The 12,660-nt window shown below is 60.1% G+C and carries 11 protein-coding genes; 5 read left to right on the top strand and 6 right to left on the bottom strand.

Annotation, left to right across the window (positions count from 1 at the left end):
• Window positions 1-45 precede the first annotated feature (45 nt).
• From ssuE to HBO11_RS15005, 3 genes are all read right to left on the bottom strand, one after another.
• Window positions 46-639 carry an NADPH-dependent FMN reductase gene (gene ssuE, locus HBO11_RS15015; protein WP_038444301.1) on the bottom strand — a complete coding sequence of 198 codons (594 nt, stop codon included), beginning with the start codon at window positions 637-639 and terminating at the stop codon, window positions 46-48.
• A 316-nt stretch (window positions 640-955) separates the two neighbouring features.
• Window positions 956-1,594 (bottom strand): peroxiredoxin, encoded by a 639-nt coding sequence (locus tag HBO11_RS15010; protein ID WP_169954992.1) that lies wholly within the window; start codon window positions 1,592-1,594, stop codon window positions 956-958.
• A gap of 276 nt (window positions 1,595-1,870) precedes the next feature.
• Window positions 1,871-3,202, bottom strand: a complete 1,332-nt coding sequence (locus tag HBO11_RS15005; RefSeq protein ID WP_169954993.1) for an OprD family porin — start codon at window positions 3,200-3,202, stop codon at window positions 1,871-1,873.
• Between the two features lie 369 nt (window positions 3,203-3,571).
• Here HBO11_RS15005 and tauA point away from each other — a divergent pair, with 369 nt between their 5' ends.
• Window positions 3,572-4,558 (top strand): taurine ABC transporter substrate-binding protein, encoded by a 987-nt coding sequence (gene tauA / locus HBO11_RS15000; RefSeq protein ID WP_169954994.1) that lies wholly within the window; start codon window positions 3,572-3,574, stop codon window positions 4,556-4,558.
• A 114-nt stretch (window positions 4,559-4,672) separates the two neighbouring features.
• Here tauA and argA read toward each other — a convergent pair whose 3' ends face one another.
• The gene (gene argA, locus HBO11_RS14995) at window positions 4,673-5,971 is read right to left on the bottom strand and encodes an amino-acid N-acetyltransferase (RefSeq protein WP_032858930.1); all 1,299 of its coding nucleotides are present in this window, start codon (window positions 5,969-5,971) and stop codon (window positions 4,673-4,675) included.
• 135 nt (window positions 5,972-6,106) lie between these two features.
• Entirely contained in the window at window positions 6,107-7,255 is a 1,149-nt protein-coding gene (gene argE, locus HBO11_RS14990) for an acetylornithine deacetylase (RefSeq protein ID WP_169954995.1), read from the bottom strand.
• A 160-nt stretch (window positions 7,256-7,415) separates the two neighbouring features.
• Here argE and HBO11_RS14985 point away from each other — a divergent pair, with 160 nt between their 5' ends.
• Complete coding sequence (locus HBO11_RS14985) at window positions 7,416-8,783, top strand: CYTH domain-containing protein (protein ID WP_169954996.1); 1,368 nt, start codon at window positions 7,416-7,418, stop codon at window positions 8,781-8,783.
• 102 nt (window positions 8,784-8,885) lie between these two features.
• On the opposite strand, the gene HBO11_RS14980 is transcribed toward HBO11_RS14985, so the two are convergent.
• Window positions 8,886-9,356 carry an Lrp/AsnC family transcriptional regulator gene (locus tag HBO11_RS14980; protein ID WP_076963642.1) on the bottom strand — a complete coding sequence of 157 codons (471 nt, stop codon included), beginning with the start codon at window positions 9,354-9,356 and terminating at the stop codon, window positions 8,886-8,888.
• A gap of 127 nt (window positions 9,357-9,483) precedes the next feature.
• On the opposite strand from HBO11_RS14980, the gene HBO11_RS14975 reads away from it, so the two are divergent.
• The 3 genes from HBO11_RS14975 (at window position 9,484) to HBO11_RS14965 (ending at window position 12,650) form a co-directional block, all read left to right on the top strand.
• A complete protein-coding gene (locus tag HBO11_RS14975) occupies window positions 9,484-9,819 on the top strand; it encodes a hypothetical protein (protein ID WP_169954997.1) in 336 nt (111 codons plus the stop codon).
• 84 nt (window positions 9,820-9,903) lie between these two features.
• Window positions 9,904-11,655, top strand: a complete 1,752-nt coding sequence (locus HBO11_RS14970; RefSeq protein ID WP_169954998.1) for a GspE/PulE family protein — start codon at window positions 9,904-9,906, stop codon at window positions 11,653-11,655.
• Between the two features lie 74 nt (window positions 11,656-11,729).
• Window positions 11,730-12,650: an SPFH domain-containing protein gene (locus tag HBO11_RS14965; protein WP_027608388.1), complete on the top strand. Its 921-nt coding sequence runs from the start codon at window positions 11,730-11,732 to the stop codon at window positions 12,648-12,650.
• Window positions 12,651-12,660 lie beyond the last annotated feature (10 nt).

The following is a 12,660-nucleotide window of genomic DNA, read 5'->3' as shown; positions in this document are numbered from 1 at the left end:
GTTGGCGGCTGAGTAAGGTGAGGGTTTCTTACATTAGGGTTCGGCTTAAATGCTCCAGCGAGCGCTCAACAAACGTTCATTCAACACATGGGGGTCCAGCGGTTGCGGGCGGCGGGCCATGGCGCTGTAGAACTGCTCCAGGGCTTCGCTCAAGCGTTGTTCAAGGATCGGCACCAACTGCGCCTGGGCACTGCCTTCGCCGTAGGCGATCTGGCTGTCTTCGGCGAAAATCCCGTGCAGCAGCTCCTGGGCTTTCAGCGCCGACAGCACGGGTTTCAGGGCGTAGTCCACCGCCAGCATGTGGGCAATGCTGCCGCCGGTGGCCATGGGCAATACCACTTTGTGGGCCAGGGCGCGTTCCGGCAGCAGGTCGAGGACGGTTTTCAATGCACCGGAAAACGAAGCCTTGTACACCGGCGTGGCAATCAGCAAACCATCGGCATTGGCCACCTGGGCCAGCAGGTCGAGGACCTTCGGGCTGTCGAAGCGGGCATACAACAAATCTTCGGCCGGGAAGTCCCGTACCTGATAACTCACCACTTCCACGCCTTGCTGCTGCAACCAGCGCCGGGAATGATCCAGCAAGACCCCCGAGCGGGAACGCTGACTGGGACTGCCACCAAGTGTTACGACCAGCATCTGGAGTTTCCTTGAGCAAGTGTCGGCGGTTCGCGGTGCGGCGATGGCGCCAAGATGGGACAGACCTTATCAGCAGATTTATATATCTATAAATCTTATTTTTTCATTTGTTTATTCTTAAATTGCATATAAGAAAGATCATTCGCCAGGCGAAAAAAAAGGCCGTCGAAACGGCCTGAAAACCCCTGCTATGTGAGTACTGAAATGCGATTAACTTGTGGGAGCGGGCTTGCTCGCGATTGCGGCGTATCAGTCAGCACATTTCTTGCTGAACCACCGCATTCGCGAGCAAGCCCGCTCCCACATTGGATTCGGGTTACCGGTTGGGCTGTGGGGTCAGCCGCAGATACGGCTTCACCGCCCGATAGCCCTTGGGAAAGCGCTTCTTGATCTCTTCCTCATCCTTGAGCGAAGGCACGATCACCACTTCGTCACCGTCCTGCCAGTTGGCCGGGGTGGCGACTTTGTAGTTGTCGGTCAGCTGCAACGAGTCGATGACCCGCAGGATTTCGTGGAAGTTGCGCCCGGTGCTGGCCGGGTAGGTGATGGTCAGGCGAATCTTTTTGTTCGGGTCGATCACGAACAGCGAACGCACGGTAAGGGTGTCGTTGGCATTGGGGTGGATCAGGTCGTACAGGTCCGAGACCTTGCGGTCGGCATCGGCCAGGATCGGGAAGTTGACGATGGTGTTCTGGGTTTCGTTGATGTCTTCGATCCACTTGTGGTGGGAGTCCACCGGGTCTACCGACAGGGCAATGGCCTTGACCCCGCGCTTGGCGAACTCATCCTTGAGCTTGGCGGTGAAACCCAGCTCGGTGGTGCACACCGGGGTGAAGTCCGCCGGGTGGGAAAACAACACGCCCCAGCTATCGCCCAGCCACTCGTGGAAGCGAATCTTGCCGGCGCTGGAATCCTGTTCAAAGTCGGGGGCGATATCGCCCAGTCTGAGGCTCATGGTGTGGCTCCTGATGAGTGCTTATGGAACCCACTGTGCCTGTGCCGATGAGATTTTAAAAAGAATAAATATCGATTTATTTAGACGATAAAGGAATATTAAAAATCTGTTCACTGGACCGCAACCAAGGCGCAGGCCAACATGCACCCAAGGTTCGAGAAGGCCTTGAGACGCTGTAGAAAGAGGGGTTCAGGAAGGGCTTGCGGGGGTTGAGCCCGACTTGAAAGCAACAGCACCTTGCCCGGCATTGCGCCGGGCAAGGTTTTACTGCTGGTCTTACAGGATCGGCAGGGTGTAGCTGACGATCAGACGGTTTTCGTCCTGGTCACGCTGGGTAGTAACCTGGGAACGCAGCGAAGCGTTTTTCCAGGCCAGGCCCAGGCCCTTGAAGGTGCCTTCAGGGATTACGTAGCCGAGGTTGAAGTCACGTTCCCACTCGCTTTTGTCACCATTCACGGCGGCAATGTTGTCGCCCTTGAGGTAGACCACAGAAGTGGTCAGGCCTGGCAAGCCGATGGTTGCGAAGTCATAGGCGTACTGGGCCAACCAGGTACGCTCACCGGCGCGTTGGAACTTGCCGATCTGCATGTCGGTGATGATGTAAGCCGAAGCGCCATCACCCTGGTTGAGGAACGGGAAGTCGCTGGTGCCATTGACACGCTGGTAGCCGGCGCTGATGGCGTGGCCTTGCAGGCTGTACGTGAACTTGGCGCTCCAGGTGCGGTTGTCGACTTCGCCGCCATTCTGGTAGCCCGAAGCACGGTAGCCGGCAATACGACCTTCCTGGCTCGAGTTCTTGCCGTCGGAGTCGCTGTTGAAGTAACGCAGGTCGGACTTGATGCTACCGACTGGCAGCGCCCAGTTGTGGGTCAGGCCCAGGAAGTGCTGCTTGTAGAAGTCAGACAGGTTGCCGTAGTAGTACTGGGCAGTCAGGTCCTTGGTGATCTTGTAGTCACCACCAGCAAAGTAGAACTCGTTGCTGCGGGCGTTGGCGGTAGCGGTGCGGGTTGCACCGTTGGAGCCAGCGATGGTCAGCGAGTCGTTGTTGGTGGAGTTACGGCCTTTGGCGTGTTCCAGCTTACCGCCAACCAGAGTCAGGTTGTCGATGTCGTTGGAGGTGATCTGACCGCCTTCAAAGGTCTGCGGCAGCATACGACCGTCGTTGGACGTCACTACCGGCAGTTTCGGCAGCAAGGTACCCAGCTTCAGTTCGGTCTTGGAGATCTTAACCTTACCGGTCAGGCCCAGGCTGGCGAAGTCGTCTACCGCACGACCGTCGTGGTCGCTAGGGAACACGGTGCCGCCCTTGGAGTTGTTGCCGTTGTAGGCAGTGCCTTTACCGGAGTCCAGCTTGACGCCGTACAGGCCGATTGCATCAACACCAAAACCAACGGTGCCTTGGGTGTAGCCCGAAGCAAAGTTGAAAATGAAGCCCTGGCCCCACTCTTCCTGCTTGGAAGGCTTGGCCGTGCCATCACGGTTGTCGGTATTGATGTAGAAATTACGTGCAGTAACGCTTGCCTTGCTGTCTTCAACAAAACCAGCGGCGCCAGCTTGCTGGGCCAAAACCCCAGCTGCGACGGCGAACGCCAATGTGGACTTCTTCATGTACCGCTCCTCTCGTTTCTAATTTTTGTAGTTCTTTGGTCTCGGGTCTGACGCCCTCGATCCACAGATGCGCGATTAGCGCCAGATCGTGACTGACAAGTCAATCGTAACCTTGTGTGTCTACTACCTTCGTCTAATCGCAGTTGATTTGGTCCCTGCAGGGTAATGAGTTTTTCATACACCCAAAAAGAATTATTTCATCCTTTTTCATACTATTCAGGAATAACACTTTCCATGGCGCGACAATCCCGCAGCGGGGTATCGCTCCATAAGCTAATTCCTAAAGGGTATTTATTGGCCATTTTTTAGATCGTTTAGTGTGAGCAGAATCTCGCACACGTCACTCACGATCAAAAAGGCGACGCCATCATGGCCAAACGCGCATCCTCTAGTCAATTTGTTACAGTTTTACTATCGCTTACACTTTCTTTTGGGGTGCAGGCCGCCAACCTCACCATCGGTTATCAGACCGGCATCGATCCGAGCAAAGTGCCCCAGGCCGATGGTGTTTATGAGCAGGCCATCGGCGAGAAAATCGACTGGCGCCGCTTCAATAGCGGCCCGGACGTGGTCACCGCGATTGCCTCCGGCGATGTGCAGATCGGCAACCTCGGCTCCAGCCCGTTGGCGGCCGCCGCATCCCGCAATCTACCCATCGTAGCCTTCATCGTATCGGCTCAGATCAATAGTTCTGAAGCTTTGGTAGTGCGTAACGGCAGCCAAATTGACGCACCCAAGGACCTGATCGGCAAAACCATTGCCACACCTTTTGTCTCCACATCTCACTACAGCCTGCTCGGGGCCTTGAAACACTGGGGCCTGGACACCACCCAGGTGAAAGTGGTGAACCTGCAACCAGGCGAAATTGCCGCAGCCTGGAAACGCGGGGATATCGATGGTGCCTTTGTCTGGTCGCCCGCCCTGGGGGAAATCCGCAAGACCGGCAAGACGTTGACCGACGCCGCCGAGGTGGGCCAATGGGGCGCGCCGACGTTCGAGGTGTGGGTGGCGCGCAAGGACTTTGCCGAGAAACATCCGGAGGTCGTGGCCAAGTTTGCCAAGGTCACCCTGGATTCGTTTGCCGAGTACGCAGCGCACAAATCCGAGTGGACGGCGGATTCGGTACCGGTGCAGAAGATCGCCCGGTTGACCGGCGCAAACGCCGCAGACATCCCCGAACTGCTGGAAGGCAGCACCTTCCCCGATGCACAGGCGCAGCGAACCGACGCTTTGCTCAATGGTGGGACAGCCAAGGCCATTGGGGAGACGGCGAAATTTCTTAAGGAACAAGGGAAAGTAGAGACCGTGTTACCGGACTATTCGGCCTACGTCACCGGAAAATTCATCAAAGAATAAACCCTCCCCCTGTAGGAGCGGCTTGCCGGCGATGGCGGTGGGCCAGTTAACAAAGATGTCGACTGATACACCGCCATCGCGGGCAAGCCCGCTCCTACATTGGATGGGTGGCGCTTATAAGGTCTTTTCGAAGATCTTCGAATTACGCTGGAAGTTGTACAGCGAAGCCCGCGCCGATGGCAGGCGATCGACGCTGCTCGGCACGAAGCCGCGCTCGCGGAACCAGTGGGCAGTGCGGGTCGTCAGCACGAACAAGGTCTTCAAGCCTTGGGTCCGGGCGCGGGTTTCGATGCGCTCCAACAGCTCATCGCCACGGCCGCCATGGCGATACTCCGGATTGACCGCCAGGCACGCCAGTTCGCCAGCATCCGAGTCGGCAATCGGGTATAGCGCGGCGCAGGCGATGATCATGCCTTCGCGTTCCACCACGCTGAACTGCTCGATTTCCCGCTCCAGCACTTCCCGCGAGCGGCGCACCAGGATCCCCTGCTCTTCCAGCGGGCTGATCAAGTCCAGCAAGCCACCGACGTCTTCAATCGCCGCCTCACGCACCAGCTCGAACTGCTCCTGAGCCACCAGGGTACCGCCGCCGTCGCGGGTGAAAAGTTCGGTCAACAGCGCACCGTCCTCGACATAACTGACGATATGGCTGCGCCCCACGCCCCCACGACAGGCCTCGGCCGCCGCATCCAGCAGTTCGGCCTGGTAATTGTTGCCCAGGCGTTGCAGGTGCGCCGGCACTTGTTGCGGGCGCAGTTCGCGCACTAGCCGGCCGTTTTCGTCGATCAGGCCCAGGTCTGCGCCGAACAGCAGCAGCTTGTCGGCGCCCAGGTCGATGGCGGCGCGGGTGGCGACGTCTTCACAAGCGAGGTTGAAAATCTCCCCGGTCGGCGAATAGCCCAACGGCGACAGCACGACGATGGAGCGCTCGTCCAACAGGCGATTGATGCCCTTGCGGTCGACCCGGCGCACTTCGCCAGTGTGGTGGTAGTCGATGCCGTCCAGCACACCGATCGGCCGCGCGGTCACCAGGTTGCCACTGGCCACCCGCAAGCGCGAGCCCTGCATCGGCGAAGACGCCATGTCCATGGACAGCCGCGCTTCAATGGCAATGCGCAGGTGGCCGACCGCGTCGATCACGCACTCAAGGGTTGCCGCATCGGTGATGCGCATGCCGTCGTGGTAATGCGGGGTCAGGCCGCGAGCGGCAAGGCGGGTTTCGATTTGCGGGCGCGAACCATGCACCAGCACCAGGCGCACGCCGAGGCTGTGCAGCAGCACCAGGTCGTGGACGATATTGCCGAAGTTGGGGTGATCCACACCATCGCCCGGCAGCATGACCACAAAGGTGCAGTCACGGTGGGCATTGATGTAGGGCGAAGCGTGACGAAGCCAATTGACGTATTCGGGCATAAAACCTGGGCCTGTAATAAAAAGCAGCCAAAAAAGGATGAATCGCTAAACGCACAGCGGGCTGATGGTTATCGTCGGAACAGGCTTGGCGACACGCTCGCTCTCCTTCTATGTACGGGGTGCAATGGAGTTAATTTATGCAGGTTTGAGGCAGTAGTGTTCAATCAATTCCCGCAATAGACGCACTGTAGGCGTCAAGCGTGACATTTCAAGGTACTCGCCCGGCTGGTGGGCGCAGGCGATATCCCCAGGGCCGAGCACCAGGGTTTCACAACCAAGGCGCTGAAGATAAGGCGCTTCAGTGCCGAACGCTACTGCTTCGGCACGATGACCGGTCAAACGTTCCGCGACCCGCACCAGCTCCGCATCTTCCGGCTGCTCGAAGGGCGGCACTTCGGGGAACAGTGGCGCGTAGTCGATCTGCACCTGATGGCGCTCGGCGATGGGCGTCAGCTTCTGGCGGATGGCGTCGCGCAACACCTGGGGATCCATGCCGGGCAAGGGCCGCAGGTCGAACTCCAGGGAGCACTGGCCGCAAATGCGGTTGGGGTTATCGCCGCCGTGGATGCAGCCAAAATTCAAGGTCGGCTGGGGCACGCTGAACTGGGGGTTGCGGTACTCCCGCTGCCAGGCCAGGCGCAGGCCGCGCAGCTCGCCCATGGCGTCATGCATGGCTTCGAGGGCGCTGTGGCCCAGGCTTGGGTCCGACGAATGGCCACTGCGTCCGAGAATATCGATGCGCTCCATCATCACGCCTTTGTGCAGGCGGATCGGCTTGAGGCCCGTGGGCTCGCCAATCACCGCGGCACGCCCCAGCGGGCGACCGGCCGCAGCCAGGGCGCGGGCGCCGGCCATGGAGCTTTCTTCATCGCAGGTGGCGAGGATCAGCAGCGGCTGCTTGAACGGTTGGTCGAGCAGCGGCAAGACGGCTTCGATGGCCAGCGCGAAAAAACCCTTCATGTCGCAGCTACCCAATCCTACCCAGCGCCCGTCCACTTCCGTCAACTTCAAAGGATCGGTCTGCCACAGCGCTTCATCGTACGGCACAGTATCGCTATGCCCCGCCAGCACCAGGCCACCGGGGCCGCTGCCAAAGCTGGCCAACAGGTTGAACTTGCCGGGGCTGACCTGCTGGATATCGCAGGCAAAACCCAAATCGCCGAGCCAGGTGGCGAGCAAATCGATCACCGGGCGGTTGGTCTGGTCGAGAGACGCTTGGGTACAACTGACAGAGGGCGCGGCAATCAGTGCGGCAAATTGTTCTTTCATGGACGGTAAAGGCATGCGCTGTCTCTCAACTTCCACAGATGAAACCCATCATAGAACCATCCGCGCTGCACAATAAACCCGTTACGGCACGTTGCCCGGCTCAGTCCTGTACACTGCACGGCCTTGGCAGCCACCTATTCTCCCGGCTGCACTCCCGATCCTGGATGTTCCGGCCATGCAAAAAGAAACCGAAATCAAGCTCCGCGTCAGCCGCGAGACCCTCGCCGCGCTGCGTGAGCACCCGCTCCTGAAAAAACGCAACAAAAGTGGCTGGGAACGCCGTGAGTTGATGAACCAGTACTTCGACACCCCCGAGCGCGACCTGGCCCAGGCCAAGGTTGCCCTGCGCCTGCGCAAGGATGGCGACGAAGTGATCCAGACCCTCAAGACCCGTGGCCACAGCGTTGCCGGCTTGTCGGAGCGCAATGAATACGACTGGAAACTGGCCAAGGCCAAGCTCGACGTGAAGAAACTCGACGGCGAGTGCTGGCCCGAGCAACTGGCCGAGCTGGACAAAAAGACCCTCAAGCCGATCTTCACCACCGACTTCGTACGCGAACGTGCCGAGATCGCCTGGGGCCGTGGCAAGGCCAAGGTGGTGATCGAAGCCGCCCTGGACCTGGGCCAGGTGATTGTCGGCAAGCAGAAGGAAGAAATCTGCGAGCTGGAACTGGAACTGCGCGAAGGCGAGCCCGCCGCCCTCCTGGAACTGGCAGCCGAGCTGGCGCAAACCCTGGCGCTGATGCCGTGTGATATCAGCAAGGCCGAGCGCGGCTATCGCCTGTTCGACGCCAACAGCTACTCCCTGAGCCTGCCGGCCCCGCAACTGCAACCACAAATGCCCCTGGACGACGCCTTCGCCGCGCTGACCTGGCATTTGCTGGGCAGCAGCCAGCGCCTGGCCGAGCAGTACCGTTTCAACGGTCACTGGCGCCTGTTGCAGGACTGGGTAGACAACCTCGCCGAAATGCGCGCCCTGATCGGCAGCCTTGGCCAGGCCGCGCCGCGCCAATCCACCAGCGAACTGCGCAGCGCCCTCGACGCCCTTTTGGAAGACTGGCGCCCGCTGGTCCAGGCCGGTGAAGACGATGAAGACGTGCGCAAGGCCGCGCCGGAACAGTTCCTCGAAGAATTGACCGACGTGCGCTGGGGCCTGTTCTCACTGAACACTTCGCGCTGGCTGCTGGCCCGCACCTGGACCCTGGACCGCAATGTGCGTGGCAACCGCCAGGGCGCCGCCCAGGCCGCCAACTGGCTGCCGCGCCTGCTGGCCGACGAAGCCGTCGCCCTGCGCCTGCCGCGCTACCAGCAACAGCCCGAAGACCTGGCCGAGCAACTGCCGCGCATCGAGCGTCTGCAGGCCTGGCTGCATCACGCCCGCCACCTGCTGGAGATCCCGGAGCTGGATCGTTTGTACGGCGAGTTGAACAAGTTGGCGGCCCTGGCCAACCAGCCGATCACCGATGAGTCGCTGGATGCGCGGATGCATCAGGTGATTGCGGTGTATCAGAACCGTGCCTGGAAGACTTTGTTGCGCATGTAAGATTGCTATCGCGGGCAAGCCCGCTCCCACACTCGAACCGATTTGCTCTGGAACACTCGGTCAACTGTGGGAGCGGGCTTGCCCGCGATGACACCCGCACTATCACCGCAACACTGGCAGGCTGGTGGTGGACTTGATCTCCGACAGCGCCACAATCGAATTGACCTCCTGAATCCCCGGCACCATCGACAGTTTCTCGAAGAAGAAACGCTCATATGCCTCGATATCCGAGGTGACAATGCGCAGTAGAAAATCCACCGACCCCATCAGCACATAACACTCCAGCACTTGCGGGAACCCGCGGATCGCCTCGGTGAATTCCGTGAAGTTGGAGCGCCCGTGGGCGTTGAGTTTGACCTCGGCAAAGATCTGCGTGTTAAGGCCAATCTTCTTGCGATCAAGCAGCGTTACCTGGGCGCGAATCACCCCCTCCTCCTTGAGCCGCTGAATCCGCCGCCAGCAGGGCGACTGCGACAGGCCGACCTGTTCGGCAATCTGCGCGCTGGAGAGCGACGCGTCTTCCTGGAGCAGTGCCAGGATCCGGCGGTCGTAGACGTCCAACTCACTGTGCATAAAAATACCTATTAATCCAGTTTCTGCGAATTACCTTATTCATATATAAGGCATATCACTCCAACATAGATAAGAAATACCCCACACCCCATGTAAAAATTTCTCCAGTCAAATTTGGAGAACGGCCATGCATTCAATTCCATCCAGCCCCACCACCCGCGTCGATGCCTGGGCCGTCAACAACAGCCATTGCCAGGCGCGCTACCAGATCCTCGCCGAAGCCGAGCCCGATGTGCTGTGCCGGATCCTCAATTTCTTCGCCTTGCAGTTTTTGGTGCCGCAGCAGGTGACCGTGATGCGCGACGATGACCTGCTGAACATCGACGTAGTGATGGATGGCCTGAGCTGGCACCGCGCCCAGGTGATCGGTGAAAAACTTCGTAACCTGATCAGCGTGTGCTCGCTGGAACTGCAACCCGTTGAATCCACAAGGCTACAAACCGTGCAGGCGGTGGCTCAGTAAAAACCGGCAATAACCCGCTGGGCGACAGCGACCAGGATCAGACTAGCCTTGGCGCTGCTGCTTCAAACCGCCCAGGAAACCGCCATGTCCGCTGTGCCAGAACACCAGGATCGCCGGCTTTGCCTCGACGATCTGCTGCCCGCCCTTACCGCCCACGGTTTGCTCGACACAGCCCTGGCCGAGCGCTTGCGGCGCACATCGGCCGATGGTTTGCATCCGCTGGAGTTTCTCGCCGGCCAGTCACTGCCTGATCCCGCCAGGCCCGGCCTATTGCTGTGCCTGGAACGGCTGACGGAGTGGCTCGCCCGTCAGGTCGGGCAGCCCTACCTACGCATCGACCCGCTGAAAATTGATGTCGCGAGCGTGGTGCCGCTGATGTCTCACGCCTTCGCCCAACGCCACCATATCCTTGCCGTCGCCGTTGACCGCGACAGCGTGACGGTAGCCAGTGCCGAACCGTACCTGCGTGAGTGGGAAACAGGCCTGGCCCATGTGTTGAAGCGCCCGATCAAGCGCGTGGTAGCCAACCCCGAGGCGATCCGCAGTTGCACCCAGGAGTTCTTCCGCCTGGCCAGGTCGGTCAACGGGGCCGACCAGACCAACCCCACGGCGACCGCTGCCGAGCAACTGCTCAGGCTCGGTGCCGGTGAGCAGGAACCAGACGCCAACGACGCGCACATCGTCAATATTGTCGACTGGCTGCTGCAATTTGCCTTTGGCCAGCGCGCCAGCGATATCCACATCGAGCCCGGCGCCGACCAGGGTCGCGTGCGCTTGCGTATCGATGGACTGCTGCACGATGCCTATCAGTTTCCGTCCCAGGTCACCACCGCCGTGGTCAGCCGCCTGAAAAGCCTTGGGCGGATGAATGTCGCCGAAAAGCGCAAACCCCAGGATGGCCGGATCAAGACCAAGACGCCCGCGGGGATCGAAGTGGAACTGCGCCTTTCGACCCTGCCCACGGCCTTCGGCGAGAAGCTGGTGATGCGGATTTTTGATCCACAGGTGCTGCTCCAGGACTTCCAGCAACTGGGGCTTTCGGCCGATGACTTGCTGCGCTGGGGGCAAATGACCGGTCAGGCCAACGGCATCATCCTGGTCACCGGCCCCACCGGGTCAGGCAAGACCAGCACCCTCTACAGCACCCTGCGACAGCTGGCGACCCGCACGGTCAACCTGTGCACGGTGGAAGATCCAATCGAGATGGTGGAACCGGCCTTCAACCAGATGCAGGTCCAGCACAATATCGACCTGACCTTCGCCAGCGGCATCCGCGCGCTGATGCGCCAGGACCCGGACATCATCATGATCGGCGAGATCCGCGACCTGGAAACCGCTGAAATGGCGATTCAGGCGGCCTTGACCGGCCACCTGGTGCTCTCGACCCTACATACCAACGATGCCCCCAGCGCGATCAGTCGCCTGCTGGAACTGGGCATCCCCCACTACTTGATCAAGGCCACATTAATTGGGGTCATGGCCCAGCGTCTGGTGCGGCGGTTGTGCCCACAGTGTAAAAGCCCGGCGGTGTTGAACCAGGACGATTGGCACAGCGCCACCCAGTCCTGCACGCCGCCCCCCGCCAGCGTCTACCGGGCCAATGGCTGTGCAGAGTGCCGGGACAGTGGCTATCGCGGACGCATCGGGGTTTACGAGATCATGCTGATGAATGACGCTGCCAGGAACCTGGTCTGCGCCGAAACCGACCTGCAGGCATTGCGCCGCGAGGCGCTCAAGGACGGCATGCACAGCCTGCGATTGTCGGGCGCCCACAAGGTTGCGGCGGGGCTGACCACCCTGGAAGAAGTCTTACGGGTCACCCCCTCCAACGAGTAAACCGTTCTTATCTGCGACAAGCCCGTTACAATCGACAGACTTCGCGTACCGCCACCACCAGACAAGGAATCGTTATGCAGATCGGAACAGTGCTTCTCCTCTTCGTAGGCTTGGCCATTGCCATCCTGTTCATGGGCTTCAAAGTCGTGCCCCAGGGCTACCAATGGACGGTGGAGCGCTTCGGCCGCTACACCAACACGCTCAAGCCTGGCCTGAATATCATCATTCCGGTGATGGACCGCATCGGGCGCAAGATCAACGTGATGGAAAGCGTGCTGGATATTCCGCCCCAGGAAGTGATCACGGCCGATAACGCCACGGTGCAGATCGACGCGGTGTGCTTCTTCCAGGTGGTGAATACCGCCCAGGCGGCCTACGAGGTCAACAACCTCGAACATGCGATCCGCAACCTGCTGCAAACCAACATCCGTACGGTGCTCGGTTCCATGGAACTGGACGCCATGCTCAGCCAGCGCGACGGCATCAACGAGAAGCTGCTGCGCACGGTCGATGAAGCCACCGCGCCGTGGGGCATCAAGATCACCCGCATCGAGATCAAGGACATCAGCCCGCCTGCCGACTTGATGGCCGCCATGTCCGGCCAGATGAAAGCCGAGCGGATCAAGCGTGCCCAGATCCTCGAAGCCGAAGGCCTGCGTGCCTCCGCCATCCTGACCGCCGAAGGCAAGAAGCAGGCGCAGATCCTCGAGGCCGAAGGGGGTCGCCAGGCTGCGTTCCTGGAGTCCGAGGCCCGTGAGCGTCAGGCTGAAGCCGAAGCGCGCGCCACACAGGTGGTATCGGAGGCGATTGCCACCGGTAACGTGCAGGCCATCAACTACTTTGTCGCGCAGAAATACATCGATGCGCTGGGCAAGCTGGCCTCGGCCAACAACAGCAAAGTGATCCTGATGCCGCTGGAAGCCAGCCAAGTCATTGGCGCGGTGGGCGGCATCGGCGAAATCGTCAAGGCCACCTTCGACAACAAGAAAGCCTGAGGCTCGCGCC

It is taken from the genome of Pseudomonas sp. WS 5010 (assembly GCF_012985565.1).
In the GTDB taxonomy this organism is placed as follows: Bacteria; Pseudomonadota; Gammaproteobacteria; order Pseudomonadales; family Pseudomonadaceae; genus Aquipseudomonas.
The sequence above is the reverse complement of the archived record's forward strand: the minus strand, read 5'-3'. Positions and strand labels throughout refer to the sequence as shown.